16 protein-coding genes are annotated in these 15,789 nt (G+C 65.3%); 11 read left to right on the forward strand and 5 right to left on the reverse strand.

The window, feature by feature from the left end:
* The first annotated feature begins 90 nt into the window (after positions 1-90).
* The 7 genes from rfbB to AC0Z2B_RS01955 are packed head-to-tail and all read left to right on the forward strand — an operon-like array spanning position 91 to position 7,153.
* Positions 91-1,173: a dTDP-glucose 4,6-dehydratase gene (rfbB, locus tag AC0Z2B_RS01925; protein WP_476294901.1), complete on the forward strand. Its 1,083-nt coding sequence runs from the start codon at positions 91-93 to the stop codon at positions 1,171-1,173.
* Positions 1,170-2,045, forward strand: a complete 876-nt coding sequence (gene rfbA / locus AC0Z2B_RS01930) for a glucose-1-phosphate thymidylyltransferase RfbA (protein ID WP_476294902.1) — start codon at positions 1,170-1,172, stop codon at positions 2,043-2,045. The genes rfbB and rfbA overlap by 4 nt, the downstream gene beginning before the upstream one ends.
* Positions 2,042-2,590, forward strand: coding sequence for a dTDP-4-dehydrorhamnose 3,5-epimerase (gene rfbC, locus AC0Z2B_RS01935; RefSeq protein WP_476294903.1), 549 nt, complete (start codon positions 2,042-2,044; stop codon positions 2,588-2,590). The genes rfbA and rfbC overlap by 4 nt, the downstream gene beginning before the upstream one ends.
* Positions 2,587-3,462, forward strand: coding sequence for a dTDP-4-dehydrorhamnose reductase (gene rfbD / locus AC0Z2B_RS01940; RefSeq protein WP_476294904.1), 876 nt, complete (start codon positions 2,587-2,589; stop codon positions 3,460-3,462). Before rfbC ends, rfbD begins: the two co-directional genes overlap by 4 nt.
* Before the next feature lie 42 nt (positions 3,463-3,504).
* The gene (locus tag AC0Z2B_RS01945) at positions 3,505-5,313 is read left to right on the forward strand and encodes a sensor histidine kinase (RefSeq protein WP_476294905.1); all 1,809 of its coding nucleotides are present in this window, start codon (positions 3,505-3,507) and stop codon (positions 5,311-5,313) included.
* Complete coding sequence (locus AC0Z2B_RS01950; RefSeq protein ID WP_476294906.1) at positions 5,310-6,695, forward strand: sigma-54-dependent transcriptional regulator; 1,386 nt, start codon at positions 5,310-5,312, stop codon at positions 6,693-6,695. Before AC0Z2B_RS01945 ends, AC0Z2B_RS01950 begins: the two co-directional genes overlap by 4 nt.
* A gap of 2 nt (positions 6,696-6,697) precedes the next feature.
* Positions 6,698-7,153: a YiiD C-terminal domain-containing protein gene (locus AC0Z2B_RS01955; protein ID WP_476294926.1), complete on the forward strand. Its 456-nt coding sequence runs from the start codon at positions 6,698-6,700 to the stop codon at positions 7,151-7,153.
* 93 nt (positions 7,154-7,246) lie between these two features.
* Here the strand turns inward: AC0Z2B_RS01955 and cysQ are convergent, their stop codons facing one another.
* Positions 7,247-8,074: a 3'(2'),5'-bisphosphate nucleotidase CysQ gene (cysQ, locus tag AC0Z2B_RS01960; protein WP_476294907.1), complete on the reverse strand. Its 828-nt coding sequence runs from the start codon at positions 8,072-8,074 to the stop codon at positions 7,247-7,249.
* A complete protein-coding gene (gene nudE / locus AC0Z2B_RS01965; RefSeq protein WP_476294908.1) occupies positions 8,071-8,637 on the reverse strand; it encodes an ADP compounds hydrolase NudE in 567 nt (188 codons plus the stop codon). Before nudE ends, cysQ begins: the two co-directional genes overlap by 4 nt.
* 91 nt (positions 8,638-8,728) lie before the next feature.
* On the opposite strand from nudE, the gene yrfG reads away from it, so the two are divergent.
* The 3 genes from yrfG to AC0Z2B_RS01980 all read left to right on the forward strand — a co-directional run bounded on the left by yrfG (position 8,729) and on the right by AC0Z2B_RS01980 (position 11,063).
* A complete protein-coding gene (gene yrfG / locus AC0Z2B_RS01970) occupies positions 8,729-9,391 on the forward strand; it encodes a GMP/IMP nucleotidase (protein ID WP_476294909.1) in 663 nt (220 codons plus the stop codon).
* 188 nt (positions 9,392-9,579) lie between these two features.
* Positions 9,580-10,371, forward strand: coding sequence for a formate dehydrogenase accessory sulfurtransferase FdhD (gene fdhD, locus AC0Z2B_RS01975; RefSeq protein ID WP_473005096.1), 792 nt, complete (start codon positions 9,580-9,582; stop codon positions 10,369-10,371).
* Positions 10,372-10,601: 230 nt separating this feature from the next.
* On the forward strand, positions 10,602-11,063 hold the full coding sequence (locus tag AC0Z2B_RS01980) for a glycine zipper domain-containing protein (RefSeq protein ID WP_416421939.1): 462 nt from the start codon (positions 10,602-10,604) through the stop codon (positions 11,061-11,063).
* Between the two features lie 93 nt (positions 11,064-11,156).
* On the opposite strand, the gene AC0Z2B_RS01985 is transcribed toward AC0Z2B_RS01980, so the two are convergent.
* Together AC0Z2B_RS01985 and AC0Z2B_RS01990 are read right to left on the reverse strand one after the other, a co-directional pair.
* Positions 11,157-11,585, reverse strand: coding sequence for an acyl-CoA thioesterase (locus AC0Z2B_RS01985; protein ID WP_476294910.1), 429 nt, complete (start codon positions 11,583-11,585; stop codon positions 11,157-11,159).
* The gene (locus AC0Z2B_RS01990; RefSeq protein ID WP_476294911.1) at positions 11,582-12,817 is read right to left on the reverse strand and encodes a 3-hydroxyacyl-CoA dehydrogenase; all 1,236 of its coding nucleotides are present in this window, start codon (positions 12,815-12,817) and stop codon (positions 11,582-11,584) included. The genes AC0Z2B_RS01985 and AC0Z2B_RS01990 overlap by 4 nt, the downstream gene beginning before the upstream one ends.
* Before the next feature lie 194 nt (positions 12,818-13,011).
* Here AC0Z2B_RS01990 and AC0Z2B_RS01995 point away from each other — a divergent pair, with 194 nt between their 5' ends.
* Entirely contained in the window at positions 13,012-14,046 is a 1,035-nt protein-coding gene (locus AC0Z2B_RS01995; protein ID WP_476294912.1) for a S8 family peptidase, read from the forward strand.
* Between the two features lie 161 nt (positions 14,047-14,207).
* On the opposite strand, the gene AC0Z2B_RS02000 is transcribed toward AC0Z2B_RS01995, so the two are convergent.
* Positions 14,208-15,752 (reverse strand): phosphoenolpyruvate carboxykinase, encoded by a 1,545-nt coding sequence (locus AC0Z2B_RS02000; RefSeq protein WP_416421935.1) that lies wholly within the window; start codon positions 15,750-15,752, stop codon positions 14,208-14,210.
* Positions 15,753-15,789 lie beyond the last annotated feature (37 nt).

The following is a 15,789-nucleotide window of genomic DNA, read 5'->3' on the forward strand; positions in this document are numbered from 1 at the left end:
GTCGATGAATCACGCTTGCACCAGGCAATCCTTGCCCACAAGCTATGCTCCATCGGCTCAATGTCAGTTTATGGAAGAAGGCATATCGATATGCGAATCCTGATTACCGGAGGTGCCGGTTTCATTGGCTCGGCCCTCGTGCGCCATCTGATTGAAAACACTGGGCACGAAGTGCTCAACCTCGACAAACTGACGTACGCCGGCAACCTGGAATCCTTGACCAGCATTGCCAGCAACAGCCGTTACGAATTCGTCCAGGCCGACATTGCCGACCAGGCCACGGTGAGTGCCGTGCTGGCTCGCTTCGAGCCCCATGCAATCATGCACCTGGCGGCCGAGTCCCATGTCGACCGCTCCATCGACGGTCCATCGGACTTCATCCAGACCAACATCGTCGGCACCTACAGCCTGCTGGAGGCCACCCGCGCCTACTGGTCCAAGCTGCCGGCGGGCGAAAAGGAAGCCTTCCGCTTCCACCACATCTCCACCGACGAGGTGTATGGCGACCTGCACGGCGTCGACGACCTGTTCACCGAGACCACCCCGTACGCCCCCAGCTCGCCCTACTCGGCCAGCAAGGCGGCCTCAGACCACTTGGTCCGGGCCTGGCAGCGCACCTATGGGCTGCCGGTGCTGGTGACCAACTGCTCGAACAACTACGGGCCGTTCCACTTCCCGGAAAAGCTCATCCCGCTGGTCATCCTCAACGCGCTGAAGGGCAAGCCGCTGCCGGTGTACGGCGATGGCAAGCAGGTGCGCGACTGGCTGTACGTGGAAGACCACGCCCGCGCCCTGTTCAAGGTAGTCACCGAGGGCAAGGTCGGCGAGACCTACAACATCGGCGGCCACAACGAGCAGCAGAACATCGACGTGGTGCGCAGCATCTGCGCGCTGCTGGACGAACTGGCGCCCAACCACCCGGCCGGCATCAGCCAGTACGCCGAGCTGATCACCTTCGTCAAGGACCGCCCGGGCCACGACCTGCGCTACGCCATCGACGCCAGCAAGATCGAGCGCGAGCTGGGCTGGGTGCCCGATGAAACCTTCCAGACCGGCCTGCGCAAGACCGTGCAGTGGTACCTGGACAACCAGGAATGGTGCCGTCGCGTCCAGGACGGCAGTTACCAGGGCGAACGCCTGGGCTCCACCGAACCAAAGGATCTGATCGCATGAGCAAGGGTATCGTACTGGCCGGTGGCTCCGGCACACGCCTGCACCCCATCACCCTGGGTGTCTCCAAGCAACTGCTGCCCATCTACGACAAGCCGATGATCTACTACCCGATCTCGGTGCTGATGCTGGCAGGCATCCGCGAGATCCTGCTGATCTCCACCCCCACCGACCTGCCGCAGTACCGCCAGCTGCTGGGCGACGGCAGCCAGTTCGGCATCAGCATCAGCTATGCCGAGCAGCCCTCGCCGGACGGCCTCGCCCAGGCATTCCTGATTGGCGAAGAATTCATTGGCAAGGACCCGGTGTGCCTGATCCTGGGTGACAACATCTTCCACGGCCAGCACTTCGGCGAGCAGCTCAAGCGCGCCGCCAGCCAGCCCAAGGGCGCCACGGTGTTCGGCTACTGGGTAAAAGACCCGGAGCGCTTCGGCGTGATCGACTTCGACGCGGACGGCAAGGCGCTGTCCATCGAGGAAAAACCGGCGCAGCCCAAGTCCAGCTACGCGGTGACCGGCCTGTATTTCTACGACAACGACGTGGTGCAGATCGCCAAGGACGTGAAACCGTCCCCACGCGGCGAGCTGGAAATCACCGACGTCAACAACGCCTACCTGCAGCGCGGCGACCTGCGCGTGGAGCGTTTCGGCCGCGGCTTCGCCTGGCTGGACACCGGCACCCACGACAGCCTGATCGAGGCTTCGCAGTATGTGCAGACCATCGAGCACCGCCAGGGGCTGAAAGTGGCCTGCCTGGAGGAAATCGCCTACCAGAACGGTTGGATCGACCGCGAGCAACTGCTCGTGCGCGCCAAATATTTCGGCAAGACCGGCTACGGCCAATATCTGTACAGCATTGCAGGGGAAACCAGATGAATGTGATCGCCAGCGAACTACCCGAGGTCTTGATCATCGAGCCCAAGGTATTTGGTGACGAGCGCGGCTTTTTCTACGAAAGCTTCAACGCCAAGGCTTTCGAGCAGGCCACCGGCATTACCGAAGCATTCGTGCAGGACAACCACTCGCGCTCGCAGAAAGGCGTGCTGCGTGGCCTGCATTACCAGATCGAAAACGCCCAGGGCAAGCTGGTGCGGGTCACCGCCGGCGAGGTGCTGGACCTGGCCGTGGACATCCGTCGCAGCTCGCCCACCTTCGGTAAATGGGTGGCCGTGCGCCTGAGTGCACAAAACAACCGGCAGCTGTGGATCCCCAAGGGCTTCGCCCATGGGTTCGTGGTGCTCAGCGACCACGCCGAGTTCCTCTACAAGACCACCGACTACTACACCCCCTCCGCCGAGCGCTGCATTCGCTGGGACGACGAGACACTGGCCATTGACTGGGAACTGGACGGCATCGTCCCGCAGTTGTCGGCCAAGGACCAGCAAGGCAAATCCCTGCAAGAGGCTGACCTGTTCCCATGAGCCAGAAGATCCTCATCAGTGGCCAGTTCGGCCAGGTGTCGCGTGAACTGCAACAACGCCTGGGCCACCTGGGCGAGCTGCACGTGCTGGGCCGCGACAAGCTGGACCTGGCCCAGCCCGAAGCCATCCGCGAAGTAGTGCGCACGCTGCGCCCCACCCTGATCATCAACGCCGCCGCGCACACGGCGGTGGACCAGGCGGAAACGGAAGAGGATCTGGCCTTCGCCATCAACGCCACCGCGCCCGGCATCTTCGCCGAAGAGGCCGCCGCGCTGGACATCCCGTTGATCCACTACTCCACCGACTACGTGTTCGATGGCCGCAAGGAAGGCGCCTACACCGAGGACGACGAAACCAACCCGCTGGGCGTCTACGGGCGCAGCAAGCTGGAGGGCGAGAAGGCTATTCGGTTCGTGGGCGGCAAGCACCTGATCCTGCGTACCAGTTGGGTGTATTCGCTGCACGGGCGCAACTTCCTGCTGACCATGCAGCGCCTGCTGCAAGAGAAGCCGGAGCTGCGCGTGGTGGCGGACCAGATCGGCGCGCCCACCTGGGCGGGCACCATCGCCGCCACCACCCAGACCCTCATCGAGCACTGGCTCAACGGCCAGGCCGGCCCGTGGGGCACCTACCACCTGACCGCCAAGGGTGAAACCTCGTGGTTCGGTTTCGCCCAGGAAATCGGCAAGCACCTGCTGGCGCAGGACAAGCCGTGCGCGACGCTGGAGCCCATTCCGTCCAGCGCCTACCCGACGCCAGCGGTGCGCCCGTTGAACTCGCGCCTGGACTGCAGCCGCCTGGAACAACAGTGGAACCTGCACTTGCCCAACTGGCGCGAAGCGCTGATTGAGTGCCTGGCTCCCCTGGCATGACGCATAATGCGCCGGACACCCTCCGGCGCATTTGTTCCTGACATGACTCCCTCGCTTCCCCGCCGCCCCCGTTGGCGCAGCCTCGCCTTGCTGGCCCTGTGCCTGGCCCCGCTGCTATGGCCGTTGCAGCACCTTGCCGAACGCTATTACCGCAGCGAACTGGCGAGCCAGAACCGGCAGACCCTGGACCTGTACGTGGCCAACCTGCTGGGCACCCTGCACCGCTATGAAACCTTGCCGCAGATCCTGGGCGACCTGCCGTCGTTGCGCGCCACCCTGGCCGAGCCGGGCAACCCGCAGGTGGTGGAGCACGCCAACCGGCTGCTCAAGGACATCAGCGAACAGACCGGCGCCGAGGTGATGTACCTGCTGGACCCCAGCGGCAACACCCTGGCAGCGTCCAACTGGGAGAAGAAAGACAGCTTCGTGGGCCGCAACTTTGCCTTCAGGCCTTACTACAGCGACGCCATCGCCGGGCGCCTGGGCCGTTTCTTCGGCATGGGCACCACCTCGGGCAAGCGCGGCTACTTCTTCGCCGCCGCCGTGCACGAGGGCGACAAGGTGGTGGGCGCGCTGGTGGTCAAGGTCGACCTGGACCACACCGAGAACCTGTGGGGCAACACCCCCGAACAGCTGATGCTGACAGACCAGCACGGCGTGGTGATCCTGACCTCCAACCCCGAATGGCGTTTCCGCGCCACCCGGCCGCTGACGGACGAGGAACACCAGGCCATCGCTTCCATCCAACCCTATCCCACCCAAGAGCCGCAGCCCCTGAGCCTGGGCGACAAGGCCTGGCTGATGCAAACCCATCCCATTGCCGAGACCGGCTGGAACGCCAGCATCCTCGCGCCGCGGGCGCTGGTCGACCGCCCGGTGCGCACGGTGCTGGCCATCGGCGGCGCGGCCCTGCTGGTGCTGATGCTGTTGCTGGGCCTGATGATGCAGCGCCGGCGCAACTACCTTGACCGCATCGCCTTCGAAGCCAAGGCCCGGGGTGAACTGGAGGTACGGGTGAGCGAGCGGACCCGCGACCTGGAGGCGCTCAACAGCCGCCTGCGCCAGGAAGTGCTGGAACGCGAGCAGGCCCAGCAGGAGCTGGTGCGCGTGCAGGACGAAGTGGTGCAGGCCGGCAAGCTGTCGGTGCTGGGCACCATGTCGGCCAGCATCAGCCACGAACTCAACCAGCCGCTGGCGGCCATCCGCAGCTACGCCGAGAACGCCGAAGTGCTGCTGGACCACCAGCGCACCGAAGACGCCCGCGGCAACCTCAAGCTGATTGGCGAGCTGACCGGGCGCATGGCCTCGATCATCGCCCACCTGCGCGCCTTCGCCCGCCGCGACCGCCATGCGTTGGAAAGCGTGGCCCTGCAGCCCGCCCTGGATGATGCCCTGGCGCTGTTGGCCAAGCGCCGGCGAGCCATGGCGGTGGAGCTGTTCCGCGACCTGCCCGATGCGCCATTGTGGGTGCAGGCCGGTGAAACGCGGCTGCGCCAGGTGCTGAGCAACCTGCTGGCCAACGCCCTCGATGCCCTGACCGAAAAAGCCACGCCCCGCTGCCTGTGGATCAGCGCCGAGCAGACCGCCGACGGCGTGGAACTGCTGATTCGCGACAACGGCCCCGGCTTTACCCGTGAGTCCATGGCCCGCGCCCGCGAACCCTTCTTCACCACCAAGACCCGCACCCAGGGCCTTGGCCTGGGGCTGGCCATCTGCGATACCCTGATGCGGGCGCTGGGCGGCGAACTGCTGCTGGCCAACCACCCCCAGGGCGGCGCACTGCTGACCCTGCGCCTGCGCAGCGCACCACCCGGCGTCAACCTGCAACCACCCGAGGACCCTTCCGCATGAGCACGGCCCCCGCCATCGACAGCCAGACCCAGGTGGTGCTGGTGGACGATGATCCGCACCTGCGCCAGGCCCTGAGCCAGACCCTGGACCTGGCCGGCCTGAAGATCCTGCCCCTGGCCGACGCCAATGGCCTGGCCGAACGCATCGAACGTGACTGGCCGGGGGTGATCGTCAGCGACATCCGCATGCCGGGCCTCGATGGCCTGGAGTTGTTGCAGCAGTTGCATGCCCAGGACGCCGAGCTGCCGGTGCTGCTGATCACCGGCCACGGCGATGTGCCGCTGGCGGTGCAGGCCATGCGCGCCGGCGCCTACGACTTCCTGGAAAAACCTTTCGCCAGCGACGCCCTGCTGGACAGCGTGCGCCGCGCCCTGGCCCTGCGCCGCCTGGTACTGGACAACCGCAGCCTGCGCCTGGCCCTCAGCGACCGCCACGCCCTGAGCGCGCGGCTGCTGGGGCAATCCCCGTCCATGCTGCGCCTGCGCGAACAGATCGGCGCGCTGGCGCCGACCAAGGCCGACGTGTTGATTCTGGGCGAGACCGGCGCGGGCAAGGAAGTGGTGGCGCGTGCGCTGCACGACCTGTCCAGCCGCCGCAATGGCCCGTTCGTGGCCATCAACGCCGGGGCCCTGGCCGAGTCGGTGGTGGAAAGCGAGCTGTTCGGCCACGAGCCCGGCGCCTTCACCGGCGCGCAGAAACGCCGCATCGGCAAGTTCGAATTCGCCAACGGCGGCACGCTGTTCCTCGATGAAATCGAGAGCATGAGCCTGGACGTGCAGGTCAAGCTGCTGCGCCTGCTGCAGGAGCGCGTGGTGGAACGCCTGGGCGGCAACCAGCTGATCGCGCTGGACATCCGCATCATCGCCGCCACCAAGGAAGACCTGCGCCAGGCTGCCGACCAGGGGCGCTTCCGCGCCGACCTCTACTACCGCCTGAACGTAGCCTCGCTGCGCATTCCGGCCCTGCGCGAGCGCGGCGAAGATGCACTGGTGCTGTTCGAGCACTTCGCCACCGCCGCCAGCGAGCGCCATGGCCTGCTGCCCAACCAGCTGTTGCCTGGCGAGCGCGCGCTGTTGCTGCGCCACAGCTGGCCGGGCAACGTGCGCGAACTGCAGAACGCCGCCGAACGCTTCGCCCTGGGGCTGGACCTTGAGCTGGACAACAGCGCGCCCGCGCCAGCCGCCCAGCAAGTGCCGATGACCGGCAACCTCAGCGAGCAGGTGGAAAACTTTGAACGCGCGCTGATTGCCGCGGAAATGGCCAGGCCCCACGGCTCGCTGCGCAGCCTGGCCGAAGCCCTGGGGGTACCGCGCAAGACCCTGCACGACAAACTGCGCAAGCACGGCTTGAACTTCGCCGCTGGCGATGAGGGCGAGGCATGAACATGAACCAGGACTGCACTGAACTACAAGCCGTGCTGCACGGCGATATTCCCCTGACCCGGGAAATGGGCATGGAAGTCCGCAGCTGGCAAGGCTCGACCTTGCGCCTGCACCTGCCGCTGGCCCCCAACGTCAACCACAAGAGCACCATGTTCGGCGGCAGCCTCTACTGTGGCGCCGTGCTGGCAGGCTGGGGCTGGCTGCACCTGCGCCTGCGCGAGGCAGGCATCGAGGGCGGGCATATCGTGATCCAGGAAGGCCAGATCAGCTATCCGCTACCGGTGACCGGTGATGCCGAGGCGGTGTGCGAGGCGCCAGACGAAAAAGCCTGGAAACGCTTCGTGGCCACCTGGCACCGCCACGGGCGCGCGCGGCTTGAGCTGCGCACCATCGTGGTGAACCAGGGCAGCAATCAACCCGCGGTGCAGTTCACCGGGCAGTACGTGCTGCACCGGTGATGACGCAGCCTTCGGCAGCTGCTACGCGGAATAATGTGCACGCCGCGTGCGTAGCAGCGGCCGCAGGCCGCGTCCCCAGGCACCACAAAACCATCAGATACGCGCCAGCCGCAACAGCGTCTCACGCCACGGCGCCGCAGCCGGCAACGCCAGGAAGAAGGTATTGAGCAGCGACTCGCGCGCAGGGTAAGTGAACGGCTGCCCCTCCACATCCAGCACCTCGCCACCCGCGCCTTCCAGCACGCCCTGGGCGGCGGCAGTGTCCCACTGCGACGTCGGCGCCAGGCGCGGGTAGCAGTCGGCGGCGCCTTCGGCCAGCAGGCAGAACTTCAACGAACTGCCGACATTGGCCAGCGCCAGCTCGCCCAGGCTTGCCGCCAGGCCCGTCAGCAGGCGCTCTTGATCAGGGCTGGAATGGCGCCGGCTGGCCACCACGGTAAAGGCTTCACCCGCCGGTGGCTGGGTGCGCACCCGGATCGCCTCGGGCGCTTCGCCCGCACGCGCACGCCAGGCGCCCAGGCCGGCGCCGCCGTAGTAGCAGCTGCCGTTGGTGGGCGTGGACACCACGCCGAACACCACCTGGCCTTGCTCGATAAGGGCGATGTTGACGGTGAATTCCTCGCTGCCGGCGATGAATTCCTTGGTGCCGTCCAGCGGGTCCACCAGCCACCAGCGCGTCCAGCCCTGGCGCTCGGCCAGGGAGATGCCGCAGTCTTCTTCCGACAGGATCGGGATCGAGGCATCCAGCGCGGTCAGCCCGGCGACGATCACATGGTGGGCGGCCAGGTCCGCCGCGGTCACCGGCGACTCGTCAGCCTTGGCGGTCACCGCCACATCGGCGCGCCAGAACGGCAGGATCGCCTCGCCAGCCTGGTGGGCCAGCGCGATGACGCCCGGCAACAGCGGATGAGGATAGGTCATAGGGTAAAGGCTCCACGCTGGATCAGCAGGTCACGGGCCAGGTACAGCGCGGCCAGCGCGCGGCCCTCGGAAAATTGGGGGTGGGTGGCCAGGGTGGACAGCTCGCGCAGGTTGATCTGGTCGACGCGCATGGGCTCGGGCTCGTCGCCCTCCAGGCGTTCTTCATACAGGTCGGTGGCCAGCACCACCTGGATTTTCTGGCTCATGTAGCCGGGCGACAGCGACAGCTCGGTGAGGTGCTCCAACTGGTGCGCACCAAAGCCGGCTTCTTCCTTGAGCTCGCGGTTGGCTGCGGCCAGCACGTCCTCGCCCGGCTCGATCAGGCCCTTGGGCAGCGACAGCTCGTAGGCGTCGGTGCCACCACAGTATTCTTCCACCAACACCGCGTGCTCGGCGTCGACCATGGCCACGATCATCACCGCGCCGTAGCCGTTGCCGCGCCCCACCAGGCGCTCATAGGTGCGCTCCACGCCGTTGGCGAACCGCAGCTGCACCTCCTCGACCCGGAACAAACGGCTACTGGCGACTATTTCGCGGGCGAGTACGGTGGGTTTCTGGCGCATGGGGCGGCTCCTTGGCGTGAACGGGTTACTATACCGTGGCTTGGCGCAGCACAGGCCATTCTTGTCCAACCACTGCTTGAGAATCTTTCGTATGCATTCCATAACCTGGCGCGATATCGACACCGTCCTCCTGGACATGGACGGCACCCTGCTGGACCTGCATTACGATAATCACTTCTGGTTGGAGCATTTGCCCCAACGCTATGCCGAGACCCACGGCGTGAGCCGCGCCATGGCGGAGCTGGAAATGCGCCCGCTGTTCGAGCGCAACGCCGGCACCCTGAACTGGTACTGCCTGGATTTCTGGAGCAACGAGCTGCGCCTGCCGGTGCGCGAACTGAAGCTGGAAACGGCGCATCTGATCGCCATGCGCCCTCATGCCGATACGTTCCTGGCCGCCGTGCGCCAGGCCGGCAAGCGCGTCATCCTGATCACCAATGCCCACCGCGACTCGCTGTCGGTGAAGCTTGAGCGTGTGGCGCTGGCGCCGTATTTCGAGCGGCTGATCAGCTCCCATGACTACGGCTTCCCCAAGGAGAGCCAGAACTTCTGGAGCGCCTTGCAGGACGACATCGGCTTCGACCCGGCGCGCAGCCTGTTCATCGACGATACCCTGCCCATCCTGCGCAGCGCCCGCGCCTTTGGCGTCGGTCACCTGTTGGCGGTGCGCGAGCCGGACAGCCGCAAGGGCCGCAAGGACACCGAAGAATTCGCCGCAGTGGACGATTACCGCGAATTGTTGCCGGGGTTGTAATCCCGCCGGACGCAGCCTTCGGCAGCTGCTACGGGTTCGGTAACGCCGCCTCCCCCTGTAGCAGCGGCCTCAAGGCCGCGTCAAACGCACCACCATCGACCTCATCGATCACCGGATTGCCCTTAACAATTAGACGCTAAAGCCGCCCAAGCCTAGGCTTTCCCCACACACTCAAGCGGTACGCCTCCATGGACACCCTGCAACCGGCCAGCCTGACCTACAGCTACCAGAGCCTCGACCTGCACGAAACCGCCGACACCGCGCTGGCCGAAGAGGTGGCCCTGGCCATCGCCTACAACGGCATCAGCCAGGCGGTGATGCTGGTCAGCCCCACGGACCTCGAAGACTTCATCGTCGGCTTCAGCATCGGCAGCGGCATCATCAGCTCCGCGGACGACATCTACGACCTCAAGCTCAGTGGTTGCGGCTCGGCGCAGCAGGCCGAGGTGGAAATTTCCAGCCGGGCGTTCTGGAACCTCAAGGACCAGCGCCGCCAACTGGCCGGCACCAGTGGCTGCGGCCTGTGCGGCGTGGAAGCGGTGGAACAGGCGCTGCCTGAACTCAAGGTGCTGGCCGGCGGCGCCCTGCCCCCGGCACAGTGGCTGGACGGCCTGCGCCAGCGCATCAGCGCATTCCAGCCGCTGGGCCAGCACTGCGGCGCCGTGCACGCGGCGCTGTTCATGAATGCCGAGGGCGAACTGCTGATGGGCCGCGAGGACATTGGCCGCCACAACGCGCTGGACAAGCTGATCGGCGCCTTGATCCGCCAGCAGGTGGCCACCAGCGGCGGCCTGGCGATTGTCACCAGCCGCTGCAGCCTGGAACTGATTCAGAAGGTGCTGCGGGCGGGCATCCAGACCTTGGTCAGCCTGTCTTCTCCCACTGGCCTGGCGGTGCAGTGGGCGCGCCGGCACAACTTGAACCTGATTCATCTTCCGCAGAAAAGCGGCCCGCGGGTGTACAGCGTTTCGAAGGCTTGAACACTGCGGTATGCTTCAGGAAAGTCATGTAGCAAAACCAACAAAAAAGGCCTTTTCACTGCTGAAAAGGCCTCCCCGAAGTACATATGACCGGCCGAAATTCATAAAGTTTCATCATGAAAACAATGACTTGTTAAATTGTGTACAAGTCGTGTTATTCGTCGGTTTCATGTTGTCAGCTTGCTTACAGAGCCTCAGGATCGCGCCGTCATTCCACTGAGACTTTGTCTATGAAGTACACCTCGATTCTCTTGTTGTCCCTGAGCCTGGTCAGCGGCTTCGCCTCCGCTGGCGGCACTGCAGAAGCAGGTATTGGTGGCGCATTGGGTGGGGTGCTGGGCGCAGCCGTCGGCCAGCAACTGGGTGGCAGCACCGGCGCTGCCATCGGCGCCGGCCTGGGTGGCGCCGGTGGCGCGGCCGTGGGCGCCAACAAGCACAGCCGTGGCCAAGCCGCCATTGGCGGTGGCCTGGGTGCCGCAGGCGGCAACGTGCTGGGCCACAGCATGGGCGGCAGCACTGGCGGCCTGATCGGCGCAGCAGCCGGCGGTGGCGCCGGTGGCGCGCTGGGCAACTACATGGGCAATGAAAGCAACCGCGAGGCCCACAGCCGCGGCTACGACGACCGCCGTCACTACCGTGGCCACGACCGTCGCTGGGACCACCACGACCGTCGCCACTGGCACCGCCGCTAAAACGGCGTCGCCTGAATCGCGACTGAAGTCTGCTCCTACCACGATCAGCGTAGGAGCCGGCTTTAGTCGCGATGCAGGCGACGCGTTATTGAGTCAAGCCAGGCGTTGCAGGGCGTCGCGCAGCGCCGGCGGGATCGGCACCGGCTGGTTGCTGGCGCGGTCCACGAACACATGCACGAAACGCCCCGCCGCGCAGGCGTCCGCCTCGCCCGCCTTGAACACCGCCAACTCGTACTGCACCGAACTGTTGCCCAGCTTGCCCACGCGCAGGCCGATCTCGATGCGCTCGGGGAAGGCGATGGACGCGAAGTAGTCGCAGGACGAGCTCACCACAAAGCCCACCACCCCGCCGTCGTGAATATCCAGGCCGCCCTGTTCGATCAGGTAGGTGTTCACCGCCGTGTCGAAAAAGCTGTAGTAGGTGACGTTGTTGACGTGCCCATACACGTCGTTGTCGTGCCAGCGCGTGGTGATCGGCTGGAAGTGCCGGTAATCCTCGCGCTGGGGCATTGCTTCATTCATCCGTGGGTCGCCTGTGCAAAAGTACCGCCCTCGCGGGCCAGCCGGCTGATCAGTTCAGCCGGCTGCCAATGCTCGCCGAAACGCCCCTTGAACTCCAGCAGGCGCCGTTCGATCTCGGCCAGGCCCTGCTTGTCGGCCCAGGCCATGGGGCCACCGCCTTCCTTGGGGAAGCCGTAGCCGTTGAGGTACACCAGGTCGATGTCGTGGGCGGACTGGGCGATGCCTTCCTGCAGAATCTTCGCGCCTTCGTTAACCAGCGCCAGCACGCAGCGGTCGACGATTTCCTCGGCGCCGATGGCCCGGCGGTCGTAGCCCATGCCGTGGCTGACGCCGATCACCAGGGCGTCGACCTCGTCGTCGTGCTCGGCCTGGCGGCTGTCCTGTTCGTAGTGGTAGTAGCCATCGCCGCTTTTCTGGCCGAAACGGCCCATTTCACACAGGCGGTTGTCGATCTGCACCTCGGGCTCGTTCATGCCCTGGCCAGACAACTGCCGCGCGCGCCATTCCAGGTCGATGCCGACCACGTCGTACATGCGGAACGGCCCCATGGCGAAGCCGAAGCCCTGCAGCGCCGAGTCCACTTCAAACGGTAGCGAGCCTTCGAGCAGCATCATCCGCGCTTCCTTGGCGTAAGGGTGCAACATGCGGTTGCCGATGAAGCCGTGGCAGTTGCCCGAGACCACGCTGACCTTGCCCATGCGGTCGCCCAGGGCCAGGCCCGCCTGCAGCACCTCGGGCGAGGTCTTGGCGCCGCGCACCACCTCCAGCAGCTTCATGATGTGCGCGGGGCTGAAGAAGTGCAGGCCCAGCACCTGCTCGGGGCGGCTGGTGGCCGAGGCAATGGCGTCGATGTCCAGCGCCGAGGTGTTGCTGGCCAGGATGGCGCCGGGCTTCAGTACGCGGTCCAGCTCGCGGAAGATCTGCTGCTTGAGCTCGAGGTTTTCGTACACCGCCTCGATCACCAGGTCGACGTCGAAGATGGCCGGGTAGTCGGCAACCTTGGCGATGCGCGCCAGGCGCCGCGCCGACTCGGCGGCATCGATGCGCCCCTGCTCGACATTGTGTGCCCAGGTGTGACCCACGATCTCCAGCGCCTGGTTGAGCATCTGCGGGTTGCTGTCCATCCATTTCACCTGGATGCCGGCGGCGGCCAGGCACATCACAATGCCCCGGCCCATGGTTCCGGCCCCGATAACGGCGGCGCGCTGGATGTCGTAGGTGCTTTGGCTCATGGCAGATCCTCTGATGAAGGTAGCTGGGCAATCCCCAAACCATAGAACAGCACGGCCCGGTTTTGAACTTTATTCGTGTGATGAGGCTTATTCAGCGGCTGAATTCATCAAACACCTGGAAACAGTACCGCCATGCAACGGCGGGGTGAAATGCCGATAGTGGGTGCCTTGTTTTTCTATCCCTGGAGCTTCCCATGCAGGACGCACACCGTCTTCTTCGCCCTCGCCTCGCCTTGCTGTTTCCCGCCCTGTTGCTGGGTTTCACCGCCACCGCCGCTGCCGTTGAACGCAAGGCGTTCGAAACCCCGGAATACGCCGCCCAGCCGGCGCTGGCAGTGGTCAAGGCGTCAGCCCTGTATGCCCGCGGCGGCACTGGCGAGGGGGTGATCGTCGGCCTGATCGACTCGGGCCTGAACCTGGACCTGCCCTCGTTCACCGGGCGCATCGCCGACCCGGGCTACGACTACGTGGCCAAGCAAAGCGGCACCATCGACCGGGTCGGCCATGGCACGCAAATGGCCGGCGTGCTGGCGGCCAACAAGGACGCCCAAGGCATGCACGGCATTGCCTACCGGGCCCAACTGGTGCCCCTGCGCTTCGGCGATGACAACGAGCCGTTCTATTTTGACGAGGAAATCGCCAAGTCCTGGCGCTTCGCCTTCGACAAGGGCGCGCGCATCCTCAGCAACTCCTGGGCGAACGCGGTGCCGGCGTCGGAGATTACCGAGGCGCGCTACAAGCAGATCATGGAAGCGTCGCTGCTTGGCGCCCGCGAACTGGTGGCCAAAGGCGCGGTATTCGTGTTCCCCACGGGCAATGAACTCAAGCGCGAACCATTGGCCGAGCCAGGGTTGCCGCTGGCCATGCCGGAGCTGGAGAAAGGCTGGCTGGCCGTGGTGGCGTTGAAAGCCGACGGCACGGCCATCAATGCCAAGTCCAATTACTGCGGGGTGGCGCGGGCCTGGTGCATTGCCGTGCCGGGCGGCGATGCCGGCGCAGGGTTGCTGACCACGGGCAAGGACGGCAGGTTCGTCGAGACCGCGGGTACCTCGCCGGCGGTGGCGTTGGTGGCCGGTGCGTTGGCGGGGCTGCAGAGCCGCTATCCGGACAAGAGTCCACAGCAGTTAAGGGACTTGTTGCTGAGCACGGCCAACAAGCGCGGGATCTATGCCAACAGCGAGGCTTATGGGCAGGGGTTGATGGACCTGGATGCGGCTTCGCGACTCTGAACGCCCGTAGCCGCTGCCGACAGGCTGCGCTGGCCCGCACGTCCGCTGAAGTTCTCCTGTGACCATCAGGCCCAGCGCAGCCTGCCGGCAGCGGCTAGAAGTCTGTCGTACAGGCATGAAAAAGCCGCCCCGGGGGGCGGCTTTTTCGGGTCGGGCAGCTATTACAGCTGTGGACCGGCGGTGCGGATGGCGTCGCTGACGTCGAACTTCTTGAAGTTCTCGATGAACAGCTTGGCCAGGCCTTTGGCTGCTTCGTCGTAAGCGGCTTGATCAGCCCAGGTGTTGCGTGGGTTCAGCAGCACGGTATCCACGCCCGGTACGGCCTTCGGCACGTCCAGGTTGATGGTGCCCAGGTGCTCGGTCTCGGCACCGATCAGCGCGCCGCTCTGGATGGCCGCGATCACGCCACGAGTGGTCGGGATGTTGAAGCGCTTGCCAACGCCGTAGCCACCGCCGGTCCAGCCGGTGTTGACCAGGTAGACCTTGGAGTTGAAGCCACGGATACGCTTGATCAGCAGTTCGGCGTACTCGCCAGCCGGGCGCGGGAAGAACGGCGCGCCGAAGCAGGTGGAGAAGGTCGACTTGATGCCGGCGCCCGAGCCCATTTCGGTCGAACCCACCAGCGCGGTGTAGCCCGACAGGAAGTGGTAGGCAGCCTGCTCTTCGCTGAGGATGGACACTGGCGGCAGCACGCCGGTCAGGTCGCAGGTCAGGAATATGACGGCGTTCGGCTCGCCACCGAGGTTTTTCGGCGCGCGCTTCTCGATCAGCTCGCGCGGGTAGGCGGCGCGGCTGTTCTGGGTCAGGCTGTCATCGGCGTAGTCGGCTTTCTTGGTGACCGGGTCCAGGACCACGTTCTCCAGGACGGCGCCGTGCTGGATGGCTTTCCAGATGACCGGCTCGTTCTTCTCGGACAGGTCGATGCACTTGGCGTAGCAGCCGCCTTCGATGTTGAAGACAACGCCTTCGCCCCAACCGTGCTCGTCGTCGCCGATCAGGTAGCGGCTTTCGTCAGCCGACAGGGTGGTCTTGCCGGTGCCCGACAGGCCGAAGAACAGGGTCACGTCGCCCTCTTCACCCATGTTGGCCGCGCAGTGCATTGGCAGCACGTCGGCAGCCGGCAGCAGGAAGTTCTGCACCGAGAACATGGCTTTCTTCATTTCACCGGCGTAGCGCATGCCGGCGATCAGGACTTTCTTGGCCGCGAAATTGATGATCACGGTACCGTCGGAATTGGTGCCATCACGCTCTGGTTCGCACACGAACCAAGGGGCGTTCATGACCTGCCATTCCTGCTTGGCGCCCGGGTTGTAGTGTTCCGGGTTGATGAACAGGCAACGGCCGAACAGGTTGTGCCAGGCAGTCTCGGTGGTCATCTTGACGGCCAGGTAGTGCGCTTCGTCAGAGCCTACGTGAACGTGGGAGACAAACCGCTCGCGCTCGCCCAGGTAGGCGGCAACGCGGTCCCACAGGGCGTCGAACTTGTCGGCCGGGAACTTGCGGTTGATTGGGCCCCAGGCGATTGCGTCCTGGGTGGAGGATTCTTCAACGATGAAACGGTCAACCGGCGAACGACCGGTACGGTGACCTGTTTTCACGACCAGCGCGCCAGTATCGGCAAGCTCGCCTTCACCGCGCTTCAGGGCTTCTTGTACCAGCTCATCGATGCTCAGATCGGTGTACACGGTGTTATTAGCTTGCGTCATGAGGTTCCCCGTCGGCCCAGGGCCGAGTACTCCAAAC

The organism is Pseudomonas sp. GYB4201, assembly GCF_056312595.1.

What these genes read in the sequence shown, in the direction of transcription:
- AC0Z2B_RS01985 (WP_476294910.1), bottom strand. Translation starts at nt 11,585, where the DNA reads ATGAATGAAGCAATGCCCCAGCGCGAGGATTACCGGCACTTCCAGCCG.
- AC0Z2B_RS01945 (WP_476294905.1), top strand. Translation starts at nt 3,505, where the DNA reads ATGACTCCCTCGCTTCCCCGCCGCCCCCGTTGGCGCAGCCTCGCCTTG.
- AC0Z2B_RS01980 (WP_416421939.1), top strand. Translation starts at nt 10,602, where the DNA reads ATGAAGTACACCTCGATTCTCTTGTTGTCCCTGAGCCTGGTCAGCGGC.
- AC0Z2B_RS01995 (WP_476294912.1), top strand. Translation starts at nt 13,012, where the DNA reads ATGCAGGACGCACACCGTCTTCTTCGCCCTCGCCTCGCCTTGCTGTTT.
- fdhD (WP_473005096.1), top strand. Translation starts at nt 9,580, where the DNA reads ATGGACACCCTGCAACCGGCCAGCCTGACCTACAGCTACCAGAGCCTC.
- rfbA (WP_476294902.1), top strand. Translation starts at nt 1,170, where the DNA reads ATGAGCAAGGGTATCGTACTGGCCGGTGGCTCCGGCACACGCCTGCAC.
- AC0Z2B_RS01950 (WP_476294906.1), top strand. Translation starts at nt 5,310, where the DNA reads ATGAGCACGGCCCCCGCCATCGACAGCCAGACCCAGGTGGTGCTGGTG.
- AC0Z2B_RS02000 (WP_416421935.1), bottom strand. Translation starts at nt 15,752, where the DNA reads ATGACGCAAGCTAATAACACCGTGTACACCGATCTGAGCATCGATGAG.
- rfbD (WP_476294904.1), top strand. Translation starts at nt 2,587, where the DNA reads ATGAGCCAGAAGATCCTCATCAGTGGCCAGTTCGGCCAGGTGTCGCGT.
- cysQ (WP_476294907.1), bottom strand. Translation starts at nt 8,074, where the DNA reads ATGACCTATCCTCATCCGCTGTTGCCGGGCGTCATCGCGCTGGCCCAC.
- rfbB (WP_476294901.1), top strand. Translation starts at nt 91, where the DNA reads ATGCGAATCCTGATTACCGGAGGTGCCGGTTTCATTGGCTCGGCCCTC.
- AC0Z2B_RS01990 (WP_476294911.1), bottom strand. Translation starts at nt 12,817, where the DNA reads ATGAGCCAAAGCACCTACGACATCCAGCGCGCCGCCGTTATCGGGGCC.
- yrfG (WP_476294909.1), top strand. Translation starts at nt 8,729, where the DNA reads ATGCATTCCATAACCTGGCGCGATATCGACACCGTCCTCCTGGACATG.
- rfbC (WP_476294903.1), top strand. Translation starts at nt 2,042, where the DNA reads ATGAATGTGATCGCCAGCGAACTACCCGAGGTCTTGATCATCGAGCCC.
- AC0Z2B_RS01955 (WP_476294926.1), top strand. Translation starts at nt 6,698, where the DNA reads ATGAACCAGGACTGCACTGAACTACAAGCCGTGCTGCACGGCGATATT.
- nudE (WP_476294908.1), bottom strand. Translation starts at nt 8,637, where the DNA reads ATGCGCCAGAAACCCACCGTACTCGCCCGCGAAATAGTCGCCAGTAGC.